Genomic DNA, 17,324 nt, shown 5'->3' on the forward strand with positions numbered 1-17,324 from the left:
AGAGTATTGGCAGCATTTTATACTCAAAACCATTCAGGGTGACAAATATCGCCGTTAACGCAACAAACAGAACTCGATTCTGGTTTCTGGTATCCTTGCGGCGATTTGCTAACAAGAGGCTTCACGTTTTTTATGTCAGGTTGGCGTAGACTTTATTATACCTTATTGAATTTACCACTAAAATTGCTGGTAAAGAGCAAGGTTATCCCTACAGATCCGGTTACCGAGTTGCGCTTAGATCCGACGCGCCCGATCTTGTATGTTTTACCTTACCATTCGAAAGCGGATTTACTGACGTTACGCACCCAGTGCCTGGCGCAGAATCTGCCTGATCCCCTTATTCCTTTGGAAATCGACGGCGTTCAACTGCCGAGCCACGTTTTTATCGCTGAAGGCCCTCGCGTTTTCACTTATTACACGCCGAAAATTGAGTCGATAAAACTGTTCCACGACTATCTCGATTTGCATCGCAACAATCCCGATCTCGACATCCAAATGTTGCCAGTATCGGTGATGTTTGGCCGTGCGCCGGGGCGTGAAGGACAGCAGACTCCGCACCTGCGCGTGTTGAACGGCATACAGAAGTTCTTTGCCGTGCTGTGGCTGGGCCGCGATAGCTTTGTGCGTTTCTCCAATACCGTTTCTCTGCGCTACATGGCCACTGAACACGGCACGGACAAAACCATCGCACAGAAGCTGGCTCGCGTGGCGCGTATGCACTTCTCACGCCAACGTCTGGCCGCCGTCGGTCCGCGTCTGCCAGTGCGTCAGGAGTTGTTCAACAAGCTGTTAGCTTCGAAAGCCATCGAAAAAGCGGTGGAAGACGAAGCGCGTAGCAAGAAGATTTCTCACGAGAAAGCCCAGCAGAACGCCATCGAACTGATGGAAGAGATTGCGGCGAACTTCTCTTATGAAGCCGTGCGTCTGTCCGACCGCGTGCTGAGCTGGACGTGGAACCGCCTCTATAAAGGCATCAACGTGCATAACGCCGAGCGCGTTCGCCAGCTGGCGCAAGATGGTCAGGAGATTGTTTATGTTCCCTGCCACCGCAGTCACATGGACTACCTGCTGCTCTCTTACGTGCTTTACCATCAAGGTCTGGTGCCGCCGCACATCGCTGCCGGGATCAACCTGAATTTCTGGCCCGCTGGCCCGATTTTCCGCCGTTTGGGTGCCTTCTTTATTCGCCGTACCTTCAAAGGTAACAAGCTCTACTCCACGGTATTCCGCGAATATCTCGGCGAGCTGTTTACCCGTGGCTATTCGGTTGAATACTTCGTCGAAGGTGGCCGTTCGCGCACCGGGCGCCTGCTTGAGCCAAAGACCGGCACGCTGGCGATGACCATTCAGGCCATGCTGCGCGGCGGATCTCGCCCTATCACGCTGGTGCCGATTTACATCGGTTATGAGCACGTGATGGAAGTGGGGACTTACGCCAAAGAGCTGCGCGGCGCGACCAAAGAGAAAGAAAGTTTTATGCAGATGATCAACGGGTTACGCAAACTGCGTAACTTGGGTCAGGGCTACGTTAACTTCGGCGAGCCGCTGCATCTCACCACTTACCTGAACCAGAATGTCCCAACCTGGCGTGATGCTATCGACCCAATCGAAGCGCAGCGCCCAAGCTGGCTGACCCCGACGGTGCAGGATCTGGCTGACAAAATCATGGTACGCATCAACAATTCCGCGGCAGCTAACGCGATGAACTTGTGCTGTACCGCGCTGCTGGCGTCGCGTCAACGTTCACTCACCCGTGAGCAGTTAACCGAGCAACTCGATTGCTACCTGCAATTGCTGCGCAACGTGCCTTACGCTGAAGATTCTACCGTGCCAGATTTGACGGCTGCCCAGCTGCTCGATCACGCCTTGAACATGAACAAGTTCGAAGTCGAGAAAGACAACATTGGTGACATCATTGTACTGCCGCGCGAGCAGGCCGTGCTGATGACTTACTACCGCAACAACATTCACCACATGCTGGTGTTGCCGTCGCTGATTGCCAGCATTGTCATGCATCACCGTTCGGTGAGCAGCCAAGAACTGCTGCGTCAGGTTGAATTGATTTTCCCAATGATGAAAGCCGAACTGTTCATGCACTACAGCAAAGAACAGTTGCCAGCACTGCTGGAAGTGCTCAGCGCCGAACTGGCCCGTCAGGGCTTGATTAAGCTCGATGGCGAAACGCTATCGCTGAACCCGGCGCGCATTCGCCCGCTGCAACTGCTGGCCGCCGGTGTGCGTGAAACGCTGCAACGCTACGCCATCACCCTCTCTCTGTTGACCAATAACCCGAGCATCAGCCGTGGAGCCTTGGAAAAAGAGAGTCGGATTATGGCTCAGCGCCTGTCGGTTCTGCACGGTATCAATGCGCCGGAGTTCTTCGATAAAGCCGTCTTTACCACGCTGGTTGGCACTCTGCGTGCCGAGGGTTTCATCAATGATATCGGCGATGCGATCCCGGAACATACGCGTGAGATTTACACCATTCTGAGTGATTTAATGACGCCGGAAATCAAGCTGACTATCGAAAGTGCGGGCATGCCGTCCGAGCTGCCGCAGCCTTCCGAGCCGCTGGCGGAACCTAAAGTCGACGTGCGTGACACCGACCACTAAGGCTCGCTAAGTTCAGCGAATCACAAACAAAACGCCCGGTTCTCTTAACAAGAACCGGGCGTTTTTTATGGCGCTTAGCCAGCGAGACGGCTTAGAAGCTAAACTGGGATAAGCTCATTAGAATGCCGAGGAACAGCACCAGCCCGACATAGTTATTTTGGCGGAAAGCCAGGAAGCAGGCATCGCGGTCGCGTTTCGCGGTCAGTTTGTGCTGATGGGCGAACAGCGCGGCGGCCAGCAACAAAGACCAATAGAAAGGCGCGCCCAGCTGGGTTAAATGCCCGACTACCGCCAGCAGTGCCAGCATGACGAGCTGCAAAATGCCGTTGATCAGGTTGTCGAAACGGCCAAAAAGTATCGCCGTGGACTTCACGCCAATCTTCAAATCATCGTCTCTATCGACCATCGCGTATTGGGTGTCGTAAGCCACCGTCCAACAAATATTGGCGGCGAACAGCAGCCAGCAGCTCAGCGGAACGGCTTCACTCACTGCGGCATAGGCCATCGGGATGGACCAGCCGAACGCTGCGCCCAATACCACCTGCGGCAAATTGCTGACGCGCTTAACAAAGGGGTAGATCCACGCCAGCGCCAGCCCGGCCAAGGACAGCAAAATCGTCATGCGATTAAGGGTAAGCACCAGCAGGAAGGACGCCAGCACCAGCCCAACAAACAGCATCTTGGCCTGTTTGCCGCTAATGACGCCACTTGGCAGCGGGCGGTTAGCCGTGCGTTTCACGTGGCCGTCGAACTTACGGTCGGCGTAGTCATTTACCACGCAACCCGCAGCGCGCATGAAGAATACGCCCAGCACGAAGACCAGCAAGATCTTCATCGACGGCATGCCGCCGCCGGCCAGCCATAACGCCCACAGCGTTGGCCAGAGCAGCAGCAGCGAGCCAATAGGTTTATCAATTCGCATCAGGCGGCAATAATCGCGCCAAGTGCCCTGTGGCAGGCTAGCAGACACCTTGGTTCCCTCTTGTTGATTTAACTGAGCCATTAGCCCTGCACCTTGTTTTCAGGACGGTGAACAGGAGAGTTCGGCAGGAAAACTTCGGTCAGCAACAGCGGCTTATCCGAGAGGCGCAGGCGAGAACGCCGAGCCCACAGGTCACCCTCTTCCAGCGGCAATTGGCCGAGATGAATATAATCGCGCGTCATATTGTTGCCGCCGAAAAGATAGCGGCCCAGCGGCACGGTGCCTAAGTCCACCAGCGCTAAATCAGGGCCGGTCAGGGTTTCTTCAGGGATCACGGTGCGCCCGAGCAGCCACGCCTCGTCATCACCAAACAGTACGACCTCGCGGATCCAATATCGTGCGCTCACCGGCAGTTGGTCGGCTTCGCTTTCCCCCAGCTCTTCACGCGTGACAAAGCATTCGCGCTTTGGCTGTACCGTCACGGTAACGCCCTGCTGCTCAAAGCGACGGGTCATCGAGCCCATTTCCATCAGCCAGTCGGCAACGTCGGCGGGGACATCTTGCGTGTCGTCAAACCAGTGAATTGGGGGTTGTGCAGGGGAATGGGACTCAGACATGAATGGACTCCGTAGCAGGGACGCATTACGCGCCCCTATTAATCATCAGCCTCGCATTCTAACGCAGAATGTTCCGGCAGTAATCGACTTGCGGGCGAATCCTTACTCTGTACTACTCTCGGCGCAGCCTTTCGCTGTTTGCCAGGAACAGCGTGACCACCAGCACCAGGATGGCACAGGCGTAGACCAGCGTATCGTACGGACTTTTGTGATCCACAATAATCAGACGAATAATGGCCGTGATGCCGATGTAGATAAAATAGCGCAGCGGGAAGTGATATCCCGAGGAGAAGTACTTCACAATCAAAGCGATAAACTCGAAGTACAGGAAGTAAATGACGATACCTTCAATCAGCAAATAGGAGGAGGATTCGTCATTATTGACGAACAACACCAGCGCCAAATGATAGGTTTCACGGCCAAGGAACAGCGTCAAAATCGCTGCCAGCCCCAATAAAAAGACGTTCATAATTCGTTGCATAATGACGGATATCATCATCGCGCGTTTTGAGCCAGCCATGTGATCTATGTCCCACTTTTGTTAATTGTCCGAGCAGAATACCACAGCGCCAGCCATAGCAAAGCGCGATAAAAAAAGGGCCAGCCACTCATGGCCGACCCTTTTAATTTAATGCAACTTCCGCCAAGAAAATGCGAAAGATGGCTAAATATTAACGCCAGTTTTTGAAGCGATTAATCAGACCATTGGTGGAGCTATCGTGGCCCTTAACTTCTTCATTGCCGCTCAGTTCTGGCAGGATACGGTTTGCCAGCTGTTTGCCCAATTCCACGCCCCATTGGTCGAAGGTGTAGATATTGAGGATTGCGCCCTGAGTGAAGATTTTGTGCTCGTACATCGCGATCAACGCACCCAGGCTGTATGGCGTGATTTCACGTAACAGGATGGAGTTAGTTGGGCGGTTACCTTCAAACACTTTGAATGGCGCAACGTGTTTCACGTCTTCCGGCTTTTTGCCTTGTTCTGCGAACTCTTGCTCTACCACGTCCAGTGATTTACCAAACGCCAGCGCTTCTGTTTGTGCGAAGAAGTTAGACAGCAGCTTGGCATGGTGGTCGCTCAGCGGGTTATGGCTGATAGCGGGCGCGATGAAGTCACAAGGAACAATTTTGGTCCCCTGATGAATCAGCTGGTAGAAGGCGTGCTGGCCGTTGGTGCCCGGCTCACCCCAGATGATTGGGCCAGTCTGGTAATCCACTGGGTTGCCATTACGGTCAACGTACTTACCGTTGGACTCCATGTTGCCCTGCTGGAAGTAAGCCGCAAAGCGATGCATGTACTGGTCGTATGGCAGGATTGCTTCGGTTTCGGTGCCATAGAAATCGTTGTACCAAATACCAATCAGCGCCAGCAAAATCGGCAGGTTTTTCTCTGCTGGGGTTTCTGCAAAGTGTTTGTCCATAGCGTGTGCGCCGCTGAGCAGTTGTTCGAAGTTTTCGAAACCAACGGACAGGGCAATCGACAGGCCGATAGCAGACCACAGTGAGTAACGACCGCCAACCCAGTCCCAGAACTCGAACATGTTGTCAGTGTCGATACCAAACTCGCTCACCGCTTTGCCATTGGTAGACAGGGCGGCGAAGTGTTTCGCTACGTGCTTGTCATCACCGGCAGTTTTCAGGAACCAATCGCGCGCGCTATGGGCGTTGGTCATGGTTTCTTGCGTGGTGAAGGTTTTTGAAGCGACCAGGAACAGGGTGGTTTCTGGGGAGAGGTCTTTCAGCGCTTCGGCGATGTGGGTGCCGTCAACGTTGGAGACGAAATGCATATTCAGATGGTTTTTGTACGGGCGCAGCGCTTCGGTCACCATGAACGGGCCGAGGTCAGAACCACCGATACCGATGTTGACCACGTCAGTAATGGCTTTACCGGTGTAACCCTTCCACTCGCCGCCAATCACGCGCTCGGTGAAGCCTTTGATTTTCGCCAGCACCGCGTTGACTTCAGGCATGACGTCTTTGCCATCCACCACGATTGGGGTATTGCTGCGGTTACGCAGAGCGACGTGCAGCACGGCGCGGTCTTCAGTACGGTTGATCTTCTCACCGGAGAACATCGATTTGATTGCATCTTGCAGCTGGGTCTCTTTGGCCAGGGCTTGCAGCTTGTCCAACGTCTCGGCGGTAATGCGGTTTTTAGAGAAGTCGACCAGCATTTGGTCTTCGAAGGTCGCAGAGAACTTGGTGAAACGGTCGCCATCTTCAGCAAACAGATGACTAATCTGCACATCTTTCATCGTATCGAAATGCTGCTGCAGCGCTTGCCAGGCAGCGGTTTGAGTTGGATTGATATTTTTCATAGCAATGCTCTTAGGCTGAGAATAAATGTGACGTAACTAACATGATTGTATCCCGTTATACCTGAGATGAGATGCCTTTTCTTGCGATAGGTCATAACTGTCGTTTAACCATGACAGAAAACAATATTAGATGGCAATTGCTCAAAATGTACCGATGTAAGGCTGCTTACCGTTGACAGGGAGGCAATAACCCGTTATTCCTAAGCGCCTAACTCCTATGTGCGCGTTAAATGCGCCATTTGAGCCAGAAGAGGCGCGTCGCCCAGGAAGTGTATCGGAGGAGCCGAAATCCAACGAGGGTACATCAGGGGGTGCGACGCCGAGGTCTAAAGCTTACGGCAAGCTGCGGATCGACCACAGGGGCTGAATCCTCTGGGTTGTCACCGAGATATACCCGTAACAAGGGTATTGGCAAGGTGGGGCGCTTCTGGGTGTATCGTAGCATTTCTACGTCTGCCCCCTCTCCCGCTCTCCCTCTTGTGCCAATTCTTATGGAATTAAGTGGATGTTGAAGGTCCAACGTCCGTGACACGAGGTTTACCATGAATTACGCAGTATCCCGCAACGCGAATCCCCAGCCCTTGGGCAACACCGTTGTCGCCAAATTCGGCGGCACCAGCGTAGCGGATTACGACGCCATGAATCGCAGCGCCGATGTGGTTCTCTCCAACCCAAATGTCCGTCTGGTCGTACTATCAGCCTCGGCGGGGATCACTAACCTGTTGGTTGAACTCGCGCAGGGTAAAGACGCCGAACGCCGGGTATTTCTGCTGGATGAAATTCGCCGGATTCAGTCCGCCATCATCGATCGCCTGAATAAACCTGACGTGATCCGCGAAGAGATTGGCCGCATGCTGGAAAACATTAGCATGCTGTCAGAAGCGACAAGCCTTGCGACCTCGACGGCACTGACCGATGAACTGGTTAGCCACGGCGAACTGATGTCCACCCTGCTGTTTGTGGAAATTCTGCGTGAGCGCAATGTCGCCGCAGAATGGTTCGACGTGCGTAAAGTCATGCGTACCAATGAGCATTTCGGCAAAGCCGAGCCGGATACCGACGCCCTGTCTGAGCTGGCGTTGCAACAACTGCAACCGCGCATTCAGGAAGCCTTAGTGGTAACTCAGGGCTTTATCGGTGCGGAAGCCAAAGGCCGCACCACCACGCTGGGCCGCGGCGGCAGCGACTACACGGCAGCCCTGTTGGGTGAGGCTCTGAGCGTCGCTCGCGTGGATATCTGGACAGACGTGCCGGGCATCTACACCACTGACCCCCGCGTGGTTCCGGCGGCTAAACGCATTGATCGCATTACTTTCGAAGAAGCCGCTGAAATGGCGACCTTCGGCGCGAAAGTCTTACACCCGGCAACGCTGCTTCCAGCGGTGCGTCGCGGTATTCCGGTATTTGTTGGTTCGAGCAAAGACCCGGCTGCGGGCGGCACATTGGTGTGTAACACCACGGTGAATCCGCCGCTGTTCCGCGCGCTGGCCCTGCGCCGCAAACAGACGCTGGTCACTCTGCACAGCCTGAGCATGCTGCATTCACACGGTTTCCTCGCCGAAGTGTTTGGCATTCTGGCGCGCCACAATGTGTCGGTCGACCTGATCACCACCTCCGAAGTCAGCGTGGCCTTAACGCTGGACACCACGGGTTCAACCTCTTCCGGTGCCAGCCTGCTGACCACCTCGCTACTGACCGAGTTGTCTTCACTGTGCCGCGTGGAAGTGGAAGAAAACCTGGCGCTGATTGCCCTGATTGGCAATAAATTGTCTCAGGCAAGCGGCGTTGGCAAAGAGGTGTTTGGGGTGCTCGATCCGTTCAACATCCGCATGATTTGCTACGGCGCAAGCAGCTACAACCTGTGCTTCCTGGTGCCGGGCAACGACGCCGACCAAGTCATTACTACTCTACACCGCAACCTATTCGAATAATCTTCGGCGCGGTGTGCTGATCAGCCGGGCCCTGCGCCCGGCTTTTTTATGCACATCGTTCTGTGCTACAACCAAAACGCTATGGCAAATTTTGACCCACAACATCACATAACTAGAAAACAAGGATCCTCCACATGTTAGCCAAAATAACTCGCCTGTTCCCGCTGTGGGCAGTGCTGCTGTCCGTCGCTGCCTACTACTCTCCCAGCACTTTTACGCCCATCGGGCCGCACGTCACCACCCTCCTGATGCTGATTATGTTTGCTATGGGCGTAACGCTGGAATTCGGCGACTTTAAGCGCGTGCTGTCTCGCCCGGCGCCGGTGGCCGCCGCGACTTTCCTGCACTATCTGATCATGCCTCTGGCGGCGTGGGTTCTGGCGAAGCTGTTCCATATGCCCGCAGACCTGTCGGCAGGAATGATTTTGGTGGGAAGCGTGGCCTCGGGCACCGCGTCCAACGTGATGATTTATCTGGCGAAAGGTGATGTCGCGCTGTCAGTGACCATTTCCGCCGTCTCGACGCTGATTGGCGTGTTTGCCACCCCGCTGCTCACCCGCCTGTATGTCGATACCCATATCAAAGTGGACGTGGTCGGCATGTTGTTGAGCATCTTGCAGATTGTGGTTATCCCTATTTTCGCCGGTTTAGTTATTCATCACCTGTTTACCAAAACCGTCAAACGCATCGAGCCGCTGCTGCCGGTCTTCTCGATGGTGTGCATCGTCGCCATCATCAGCGCCGTGGTGGCAGGCAGTCAGGGCTTTATCGGCTCGGTCGGTCTGGTGGTTATCGTGGCGGTTATCCTGCATAACGCCATCGGCCTGTTGAGCGGCTACTGGGGCGGCAAGCTGTTTGGCTTTGACGAAACCACCTGCCGCACGCTGGCGATGGAAGTCGGCATGCAGAACTCAGGTCTGGCCGCCACGCTGGGTAAAATCTACTTCACCCCGCTGGCCGCCTTGCCGGGCGCACTGTTCTCGGTTTGGCACAATCTGTCGGGTTCCCTGCTGGCGGGCTACTGGTCCGGAAAACCGGTGGATGACGCGAAGCGCACTCACAAAGTGAGCAAGTAAGAGCGAGCAGCCCGCCGCTAATAGTCAGGCGGGCTGCTGGTCAGTATGAAAAGCTATTCAAAAACTAACGTACAAAGCTCCGGTAACTCCTCCACTAAACAATTGTCCGTACCGCCGCGATCTATGGTCAGGAAGTCAGTCACGGTTTGATAAGCAAACAGCGGGTGATGCCAAACCCCCCGGCGATAGTTCACCCCCTCCGAGCCATTGGTAATAAAGGCTTTCAGCGTTTCGAGCCGCACATGTTCCCCCGCCTCCGCAACAATCACCACAAAAGGTTCCCCCTTCAGCGGCATAAAGGCCTGACTGCCCAGCGGGTGCTTCTCCAGCACGGAAATCTGGATCGGCAGCGGCGCGGGCTGAGAGCGATTAATACTCATCAGTACCGGCTTGCCGTCAATAATTTCAATATCAATCAGGTCGTGATATCGCTCGGTCTGGCCATCATTGATGTGGAAGAAATCATTTCCCTCCACTTTGATAACCTCACCGTAGGGCGAAAACGCTTCGCTTGTGAGCCTGCTGACTTTCAGTTCCATACATTTCCTTTTGCGAGAGGGGGTCCATCCATCGGGACTTTCCACGGGCCAAAACCTGCGCTACACCGCGCGTGAGTGTGCTTAAACATATTATTGGAAATATTTTCCATAACAGCGATCATTCGCACATTTATTGCGCAATAGGATAAAAAGCAGCTTAAGGTTTGAGAGGAAATGCAGGGGGAAGCGGGAAGAAAGCCACGCGAAAGCTAAGCTTCGCGCGGCTTGAAGAGGCTTATTTCATTAGGGTTACGGCGTCATCGGAGTCGCGCTCATCGTCTTCCTGCGCGTCTTTGTCCAGCACGTTATAGGCCACGGCGCAGAACAGCGAGTTAAGACGCTTCATGTCGCCTAGCAGGCCCAAGTGGAGCGAGCTGGTTTCGATGCTCTGCACATTATGCTGATGCAGACGGTCAACGTGCGCGTGGGCGTAGCGGCGGTCCAGCAGGCGGAAGCGATGCTTGGAACGGCGCAGGCGGCGGGCGCTGGTCAAATCATTCGACAGGAACACCGACAGGCTCAGACGGAGGTTATCCACTAGCTTTTCGTGCAGGGAATCCAGCTCGGTCAGCCCTTCCGGCGAGAAGGCCCGGCGCGCCGCATGGGATTTCGCCGCAATGTCCGCCGTCATGCGCTCAATGATGTCGCCAGCCTGTTCGAGGTTCATCGCCATTTCGATGATTTCCGCCCAGCGGCGCGAGTCATCTTCGCCCAAATCCTCTTTGTGGATCTGCGCCAGATAGAGCTTGATGGCGGTGTAAAGCACATCCACGTCATCATCCAAACGGCGCACTTCGCGGTCTTGCGCCAGTTTGCCGTGCATCACTTCATGGTTGAGGATCAGCATATGCTCCACCACGTCGCCCATGCGCAGCGTCTCGCGGGCGGCATTGGCCAGCGCCAGTGCCGGAGTATCCAGCGCGCTGACATCCAAGTGACGCGGGCGCAGGCGCGGATCTTCTTCCGGCGCGTCGGCTATCATCAGTTCGCACACCCGAGCCATTGGGCCAGAAAGCGGCACCATCGCCAGGCAGCGGATCAGGTTGTAGAACATGTGGAAATAGATAACCAACTCTTCGTCCGGAATGCCTAAACGCGCCAGTTGCCCCGAGAGCGGGCCGATAAAAGGCAGCACAATGACGCAGCCAATCAGCTTGAACAGCACGCTGCCGAGCGCCACGCGGCGGCCAGCGGCATTCTGTTTGCTGGCGTTGATCATCGCCAGCAAGCCACTGCCGAGGTTGGCACCAATCACCAGACAGAGCGCGACTTTCAGCGAAATCACCCCGGTCGCCGCCAGCGTGGCTGTCAGCAGCACCGCCGCCAAACTGGAGTAACTGACAATGGCAAAAACTGCGCCGGTCAGGGCATCAAGGATCACATCGCCGGTCAACGACGAGAACAGCACTTTGACGCCCGACGCCTGCGTGATAGGCGTCGCGGCAGAGACAATCAGCTCCAGCGCCAGCAGGATCAGCCCAAGGCCAATCCCCACGCGGCCCATCTGCCCGGCGCGGGTCTGTTTACGGCTGAGGAAGAAGGAGACGCCGACAAAAATCAGCAGCGGCGAGAGCCACGACAGGTCAAAGGTCAGTACGCGCGCCATCAGCGCAGTGCCGACGTCCGCGCCGAGGATAATCACCAGCGCAGGGGAAAGGGCCACCAGCCCCTGTGAAACGAAGGAGGTCACCAGCAATGCCGTGGCATTACTGCTCTGTACCAGCGCGGTAACACCAATCCCCGCCACAAAGGCCAGAGGTTTTTTCTCCACGCTATTGCTGAGAACTCGCCGCAGATTGGCACCAAAAACGCGCATGATGCCAGTACGCACAATGTGCGTACCCCAAACTAAAAGTGAAACAGCAGACAACAAATGCAGAAGAGTTAACACTAAAGAACAGCTCCGTTAACGCCAGGCAAAAACAGGCCATCCTGCCTGCCGGGCGTGTTGGTGCAGGATAGCGTCCGGATTCACCACATTCGGATGACCCACCCTGGTAAGCAGCGGCAAGTCATTATGTGAGTCCGAGTAAAAACTGGCATGTTGCAGCTGGGCAGCGTCCTGATTAATCAGCGCCATCAGCCGCGTCACCTTACCTTCGCGGTAGGTCATCACGCCTTGCGTCGTGCCGGTGAAAATCCCATTTTCGATGCCGACACCAATCGCCAATGTTTCGTCAACGCCAAGGAAGCGGGCTATTGGCGCAACTAAATGTTCGCCCGAGGCGGAAATCACCACCGTGCGATCACCGTTCGCACGGTGACGGGCCAAACATTCGCGAGCATCATTGTATACGCGTGGAGCAATCACTTCATGAATATAACGTTGTACCATCTGCGCAACATCTTGCTGGGTGCGACCTTGCAGTGGCTCAAGGGTACAATTCATGTACTCCTGCATATCCATCTGACCCACGGCGTATTGCTGCATCAGGTAGGCGTCGCGTTGCAGGAATGCCTGCTCATTTTCCACCCATCCCTGCTGCACCATAAAGGCTGACCACAGGCTGGAACAGTCGCCGCTAATCAGGGTTTCATCGAGATCAAACAGCGCCAGACTCATGCAACTTCCCGTAACGTAACAAGATCTAACTGTAGACCAATTTCAATGCCATCGGCGAGGAGAGAGGCCACAGAACGGTTCAACACATCCACGGAAAGCTCGACATTGTTCGCCAAAACGCGATAACGCACCACGCTTCCCAACAGGCTATGATTCAAAATTCGGGCTGAAATGCCCTGTTCAGGTGCACATAATACAATCGATTCAGGGCGAATTGCCACCTGACCGCCATACTGCTGGCCGGTCAGCGCCTGCGCCTGTTGCGCAGTCAGTAAGTTATAACTGCCGATAAACCCGGCGGCAAAGGCATTCACCGGCTCGGTATATAGGGTTTCAGCATCGGCGTTTTGCACAATCTGACCTTTGTTCATCAGCACGATTCGGTCGGACATGGTCAGGGCTTCTTCCTGATCGTGGGTGACGAAAATGGCCGTCAGGTTCAATTCGCGCTGAATGCGGCGGATCTGCTCACGCAGGTGTTTGCGAATACGGGCATCCAGCGCGGAGAGAGGTTCGTCGAGCAGCAGCAGGCGCGGCTGCGTCACCAAAGAGCGCGCCAACGCCACGCGCTGGCACTGGCCGCCCGACAGCTGGTGCGGGTAACGCTTGGCGTAATCGTTCATTTCCACCAGTGCCAGCACGTCACCCACCCGGCGATGAATTTCATTGGCAGACAATTTCTGCATCTTGAGGCCAAAAGCCACGTTGCCTTCGACAGTCATATTTGGGAACAGCGCGTAGCTCTGGAAAACCATGCCGATGCCGCGCTCTTGCGGGCTGAGGGGCACAATGTCCTGTCCCTGCAAAATAATCTGCCCGCTGTCTACCGAGGTCAGCCCCGCGAGGCAGCGCAGCAGCGTGGATTTCCCGCAGCCGCTCGGCCCCAGTAAGGTGACGAATTCGCCCTCTTTCGCACTGAAATCAATGTCGTTGAAAATCTGCGTCTGGCCGTAATGCTTATTGAGTTTAGTGACCTGTAAATATGACATTTTCAGCTCTTTTCCTTGTTCAGCACGTTAGCAATCCAGGTGAAAATCAGGACTACCACGAAATAGGAGATAACCAATGCGCTGGTGAAGTGGCCGCTGCCATTGCGCATGTTGAAAAGATAAACCTGTAGCGTTTCGTAGCGGCTTCCGGCCAACAGGTTGGCGAAGACGAACTCGCCGATTAAGAAGGAGAACGACAGCAGCACGGCGATCATGCCGCCTTTACGCAGGTTGGGCAGAATAACCAGCAGCGCGGCTTTCCAGGTGCTGGCGCCCAGCAGGTGCGCGGCGTCCATCAGGTCACGCAGGTTTATCGCCTGCATATTGTTAGATATCGCCCGATAGATGAACGGCAAGGCGATGGTGAAGTAGCAGCCAATCAGGATCCACGGCGTGCCGGTCATGGCAAAAGGCCCGGACGAATAGAGCGACATTAGCCCAACCGAGGAGACTACCGGCGGCACCGCAAACGGCAGCAGAATCAAGATGTTCATTAGCGTGTCGAGCTTAGGGAAATAGTAAGCAATTACAAACATCAGCGGCAAGATGAGCACCAGCGACAGCAGCAGCGTGCCAAAACAGATCAGCAGCGAATGCCCTAGCGCTATCAGGAAACGCGGATCGCTCCACAGCGCCACCATCCATTTCAAGGTGAAACCGCTCGGTAAGATGGTCGCGCCCCACTCGCTGACTAAGGCATAAATCAGCGTCGCGGCCAGCGGCAACAGCAGGAGCACCATCAAAATCCAAACAATCAGGCGGTGGTAAGCCCCTTCAATGCGAGACATGGCACCCCTCCCGGCAATCAACCCTATTTTTAGCGCACATTCAGATAGCTCCTGCGCAATAACCATTGATGAATCAGCGTGATAAACACCATCAGCACCACCAGCAACATCGCCAGAGCACTGCCCATATTCGGGTCGAGAGAGATATCACCTGACACCAGCGCGGCAATTCGCACCGGCACCACGTTAAAGTTACCGTTGGTCAGCGCGTACACCGTCGCATAGGCTCCCAGCGCGTTGGCCAGCAGAATGACGAAAGTGCCCATCAGCGCCGGGAACATCACCGGCAAGCCGATATGACGCCAGTAGCGCCAGCGGCCCGCGCCGAGCAGCGCGGCGGACTCGCGCCAATCTTCACGCAGCGCGTCAAAGGCCGGGTAGAGCAGCAGAACGCCGAGCGGGATTTGGAAATAGGTATAAAGAACAATCAGGCCGTCGCGCGAATAGAGATTGAAGCTCTCCATCAGACCGTATTTCTTCAGCAGCAAAGTCAGGCAGCCGTTCAGACCCAGCAAAATGACAAAGGCAAAGGCTAGCGGCACGCCGGCAAAGTTGCTGGTCATATTGGTAAACGACATGACAAAGTCATGCAGCTTGGTGCGGCCTAGCTGGCGAAGTGAGTAACTGCTCACCAACGCAATCAACAAACCGAACACGCTGGACCAGATTGAGATATCCAGCGAGAAGCGCATGGCCTGCAAGTAGAAAGGCGAGGTCAGGATATCGGAGTAGTTGCCAAACCCCCACGCCTCGTAGGTGTCGCTGTAAAAACTGCTGACCGCCACCCAAACCAGCGGGGCCAGCTGAAACGCGATAAAAAACACGGCAAACGGCAACATGAATAACGCAGCTATCCACTTGGCTTTCATCGGCACTCCTCAAGCAGTGACGGGTTTAAGCCAACAAGTCCGCGCAATGCGGTTTGTCGTGGGCAATATTCAATAGCTGGCACACCGTTCCACAGAGTTCAGTTTGCAGCGGCGCGGCATCCTGCAAACTAAAGGCTGAGCCGAAGACAAACAGCGGCACCTGACGCTCTTCCGGCAAGATACCGCCGTGGCTGCGGTCGTCATTCATGCCGTGGTCGGCGGTGACAATCACCTGATACCCGGCGGCCAACCAGTCCCCCAAGAAGCGGGAGAGAATGCCGTCAGCGTTGCGCGCCTTGTTGCGATACTGCGGCGTGGAGAGGCCAAACTTGTGGCCCGCGTCGTCGATATTCATCGGGTGAATTAGCAGGAAATCAGGATCATAGCGGCGGCGCAGGCTTTCTGCATCGTCGAAAAGATGGGAGTCTGGATAAGCATCGTCATAATAAAAATGCCCGTGCTGGATAGTCAGTTTTTCGTCACTGGTGTGGCGGTCACGCGGTGGGTCAAACGGCGTCTGGTTATACAGCTCGCTCACCCAGTGGTAGGCCGCCGCCGCGGTGGTTAAACCGGCGTCACGGGCATAATGGAAAATACTGCGCTGTGTCGAAAGTCTATCAACATGATTGTGCACGATGCCGCTCTCAACCGGCGTCATGCCGGTGAGAATGCACTCGTACAAAGGCCGTGACAATGAAGGTAATTCGCATTCCAGTTGATACAAGCGGCCGCGTCCAGCAGCGCACTGTGCCTGTAAATATCCCATTGCATCGCGAGCGACCTGATAATTCAGACCGTCAAGTACCACCAGAATGCTTTTCATTGAATCGTTGCCTTGTTGCTGATGTTTTAAAAAGTTAACCGTTTGAAGTGATGAGTTTTTATTATTGCTGCATGTTGATCATCACGTTCTCTTGCCACAGGCGCGGCAGAGTTTTCGCGCTCTTATCCCAAGCTTCTGGATCAGCAATTGGGTGAGCATTTTTGTATTCGCTGGCAGGTAACAGTTTGGCCTTCACGTCGTCTGGCAGAGTAATTTTGTCTGCACGGATTGGACGCGCATAACCGCGAGCCAGGTTGATTTGGCCAGCATCAGAGAAGATGTATTCGCGCGCCAATTTTGCGGCGTTCGGGTGTTTAGCGAATTTGTTGATGATGGTGGTGTAGCCGGAAGTGATGGTGCCGTCAGAGGGGATCAGCACGTCGAAGCGCGTTTTGTCGATCTGGTCGCGGTAGTTCAGGCCGTTGAAGTCCCACACAATGCCAACCTGCACTTCGCCTTTTTCCAATGACGCGATGCTCGGGTCGCTCAGGCCCAGACGGCCCGCTTTGGCCAATTTGCCGAAGAATTCCAGACCCGGTTTGAGGTTCTTCTCATTACCGCCCATGGCGTAAGTCGCTGCCAGCACGCCGTTGGCGGCCTGAGCGGCGGTACCGACGTCACCGATAGTCACTTTGTAGTTGCCTTTCAGCAGGTCAGCCCAGCTGTGCGGCTCATCTTTCACCTGCGACTTATCGATAATAAAAGCGATGGTGCCAGTGTAAGCGAGTGCCCACATACCATCTTTGTCTTTCGCCCACGCCGGAACATCATTCCAGGTGGTCGGTTTATATGGCTGAGTCACGCCCTTTTGCACTGCAACCGGGCCAAATGCTGCACCCACGTCGCCGATGTCCGCGCTGGCGTTATCTTTTTCAGCAGCGAATTTCGCGATTTCTTGTGCCGAGCTCATATCGGTATCGCTATGCTTCAACCCATATTGGCTGCTCAACGCGGCCCACGTGTCTTTCCAGTTTGCCCAAGAGTCAGGCATCCCGACGCTGTTGACAGTCCCTTCGGCCTGCGCGGCTTTGACCAGTTCTGCTGGAGGTTCAGCGGCAAACGCCGATGAAGTAGAAAGAACCAAGGCGCTGGTTAACACTGAAGCGAACAACTGTTTCATAACGGATGCTCCGGATGGTAGTGTGTGTGAGTGCTGGTCTAGTCCAGCAAGAACCAAGCCAATCTAACGATCAATTGTGATAATTATATTACAGTGCGAAAAACCAGCATTTTTAAGGCGCAAGCTGTTAACAAGCGCACAATAATTCAGCACTGA

Annotated in this window: 15 protein-coding genes and 1 riboswitch; of the genes, 3 read left to right on the top strand and 12 right to left on the bottom strand. The window is 54.9% G+C overall.

What is annotated here, in order from left to right:
* The first annotated feature begins 132 nt into the window (after positions 1-132).
* A complete protein-coding gene (gene plsB / locus V2154_RS19555; protein ID WP_353503520.1) occupies positions 133-2,613 on the top strand; it encodes a glycerol-3-phosphate 1-O-acyltransferase PlsB in 2,481 nt (826 codons plus the stop codon).
* Positions 2,614-2,704: 91 nt separating this feature from the next.
* On the opposite strand, the gene ubiA is transcribed toward plsB, so the two are convergent.
* From ubiA to pgi, 4 genes are all read right to left on the bottom strand, one after another.
* Positions 2,705-3,616, bottom strand: a complete 912-nt coding sequence (ubiA, locus tag V2154_RS19560; protein WP_353503521.1) for a 4-hydroxybenzoate octaprenyltransferase — start codon at positions 3,614-3,616, stop codon at positions 2,705-2,707.
* A complete protein-coding gene (ubiC, locus tag V2154_RS19565) occupies positions 3,616-4,152 on the bottom strand; it encodes a chorismate lyase (RefSeq protein WP_353503522.1) in 537 nt (178 codons plus the stop codon). Before ubiC ends, ubiA begins: the two co-directional genes overlap by 1 nt.
* A 112-nt stretch (positions 4,153-4,264) precedes the next feature.
* Positions 4,265-4,672 (bottom strand): phosphate-starvation-inducible protein PsiE, encoded by a 408-nt coding sequence (psiE, locus tag V2154_RS19570; RefSeq protein ID WP_034793488.1) that lies wholly within the window; start codon positions 4,670-4,672, stop codon positions 4,265-4,267.
* A 151-nt stretch (positions 4,673-4,823) separates the two neighbouring features.
* Complete coding sequence (gene pgi, locus V2154_RS19575) at positions 4,824-6,470, bottom strand: glucose-6-phosphate isomerase (protein WP_353503523.1); 1,647 nt, start codon at positions 6,468-6,470, stop codon at positions 4,824-4,826.
* Positions 6,471-6,710: 240 nt separating this feature from the next.
* Positions 6,711-6,905: riboswitch (Lysine riboswitch) on the top strand.
* Between the two features lie 107 nt (positions 6,906-7,012).
* Here pgi and lysC point away from each other — a divergent pair.
* Both lysC and panS read left to right on the top strand, forming a co-directional pair.
* Positions 7,013-8,401, top strand: coding sequence for a lysine-sensitive aspartokinase 3 (gene lysC / locus V2154_RS19580; RefSeq protein ID WP_353503524.1), 1,389 nt, complete (start codon positions 7,013-7,015; stop codon positions 8,399-8,401).
* A gap of 134 nt (positions 8,402-8,535) precedes the next feature.
* Positions 8,536-9,477: a ketopantoate/pantoate/pantothenate transporter PanS gene (gene panS / locus V2154_RS19585; RefSeq protein WP_353503525.1), complete on the top strand. Its 942-nt coding sequence runs from the start codon at positions 8,536-8,538 to the stop codon at positions 9,475-9,477.
* 53 nt (positions 9,478-9,530) lie between these two features.
* Here panS and V2154_RS19590 read toward each other — a convergent pair whose 3' ends face one another.
* The 8 genes from V2154_RS19590 to V2154_RS19625 all read right to left on the bottom strand — a co-directional run bounded on the left by V2154_RS19590 (position 9,531) and on the right by V2154_RS19625 (position 17,168).
* Positions 9,531-10,016 carry an ureidoglycolate lyase gene (locus V2154_RS19590; RefSeq protein ID WP_353503526.1) on the bottom strand — a complete coding sequence of 162 codons (486 nt, stop codon included), beginning with the start codon at positions 10,014-10,016 and terminating at the stop codon, positions 9,531-9,533.
* A gap of 235 nt (positions 10,017-10,251) precedes the next feature.
* Positions 10,252-11,907 carry a Na/Pi cotransporter family protein gene (locus V2154_RS19595; protein WP_353503527.1) on the bottom strand — a complete coding sequence of 552 codons (1,656 nt, stop codon included), beginning with the start codon at positions 11,905-11,907 and terminating at the stop codon, positions 10,252-10,254.
* A 15-nt stretch (positions 11,908-11,922) separates the two neighbouring features.
* Entirely contained in the window at positions 11,923-12,579 is a 657-nt protein-coding gene (locus tag V2154_RS19600; RefSeq protein ID WP_353503528.1) for an HAD family hydrolase, read from the bottom strand.
* Complete coding sequence (locus V2154_RS19605; RefSeq protein WP_353503529.1) at positions 12,576-13,568, bottom strand: ABC transporter ATP-binding protein; 993 nt, start codon at positions 13,566-13,568, stop codon at positions 12,576-12,578. Before V2154_RS19605 ends, V2154_RS19600 begins: the two co-directional genes overlap by 4 nt.
* A gap of 2 nt (positions 13,569-13,570) precedes the next feature.
* The gene (locus tag V2154_RS19610; RefSeq protein ID WP_353503530.1) at positions 13,571-14,356 is read right to left on the bottom strand and encodes an ABC transporter permease; all 786 of its coding nucleotides are present in this window, start codon (positions 14,354-14,356) and stop codon (positions 13,571-13,573) included.
* Between the two features lie 29 nt (positions 14,357-14,385).
* Positions 14,386-15,225, bottom strand: a complete 840-nt coding sequence (locus V2154_RS19615) for an ABC transporter permease (protein ID WP_034793495.1) — start codon at positions 15,223-15,225, stop codon at positions 14,386-14,388.
* 25 nt (positions 15,226-15,250) lie between these two features.
* Positions 15,251-16,048 (bottom strand): alkaline phosphatase family protein, encoded by a 798-nt coding sequence (locus V2154_RS19620; protein WP_353503531.1) that lies wholly within the window; start codon positions 16,046-16,048, stop codon positions 15,251-15,253.
* 61 nt (positions 16,049-16,109) lie between these two features.
* Entirely contained in the window at positions 16,110-17,168 is a 1,059-nt protein-coding gene (locus tag V2154_RS19625) for an ABC transporter substrate-binding protein (RefSeq protein ID WP_353503532.1), read from the bottom strand.
* Positions 17,169-17,324: the final 156 nt, after the last annotated feature.

Origin of the sequence: Ewingella sp. CoE-038-23, from assembly GCF_040419245.1 — a bacterium.
GTDB lineage: Bacteria > Pseudomonadota > Gammaproteobacteria > Enterobacterales > Enterobacteriaceae > Ewingella > Ewingella allii.

Excerpts from the sequence above, each read along its gene's own strand:
- plsB (WP_353503520.1), top strand. The coding sequence starts at position 133 with ATGTCAGGTTGGCGTAGACTTTATTATACCTTATTGAATTTACCACTA.
- ubiA (WP_353503521.1), bottom strand. The coding sequence starts at position 3,616 with ATGGCTCAGTTAAATCAACAAGAGGGAACCAAGGTGTCTGCTAGCCTG.
- ubiC (WP_353503522.1), bottom strand. The coding sequence starts at position 4,152 with ATGTCTGAGTCCCATTCCCCTGCACAACCCCCAATTCACTGGTTTGAC.
- psiE (WP_034793488.1), bottom strand. The coding sequence starts at position 4,672 with ATGGCTGGCTCAAAACGCGCGATGATGATATCCGTCATTATGCAACGA.
- pgi (WP_353503523.1), bottom strand. The coding sequence starts at position 6,470 with ATGAAAAATATCAATCCAACTCAAACCGCTGCCTGGCAAGCGCTGCAG.
- lysC (WP_353503524.1), top strand. The coding sequence starts at position 7,013 with ATGAATTACGCAGTATCCCGCAACGCGAATCCCCAGCCCTTGGGCAAC.
- panS (WP_353503525.1), top strand. The coding sequence starts at position 8,536 with ATGTTAGCCAAAATAACTCGCCTGTTCCCGCTGTGGGCAGTGCTGCTG.
- V2154_RS19590 (WP_353503526.1), bottom strand. The coding sequence starts at position 10,016 with ATGGAACTGAAAGTCAGCAGGCTCACAAGCGAAGCGTTTTCGCCCTAC.
- V2154_RS19600 (WP_353503528.1), bottom strand. The coding sequence starts at position 12,579 with ATGAGTCTGGCGCTGTTTGATCTCGATGAAACCCTGATTAGCGGCGAC.
- V2154_RS19605 (WP_353503529.1), bottom strand. The coding sequence starts at position 13,568 with ATGTCATATTTACAGGTCACTAAACTCAATAAGCATTACGGCCAGACG.
- V2154_RS19610 (WP_353503530.1), bottom strand. The coding sequence starts at position 14,356 with ATGTCTCGCATTGAAGGGGCTTACCACCGCCTGATTGTTTGGATTTTG.
- V2154_RS19615 (WP_034793495.1), bottom strand. The coding sequence starts at position 15,225 with ATGAAAGCCAAGTGGATAGCTGCGTTATTCATGTTGCCGTTTGCCGTG.
- V2154_RS19620 (WP_353503531.1), bottom strand. The coding sequence starts at position 16,048 with ATGAAAAGCATTCTGGTGGTACTTGACGGTCTGAATTATCAGGTCGCT.
- V2154_RS19625 (WP_353503532.1), bottom strand. The coding sequence starts at position 17,168 with ATGAAACAGTTGTTCGCTTCAGTGTTAACCAGCGCCTTGGTTCTTTCT.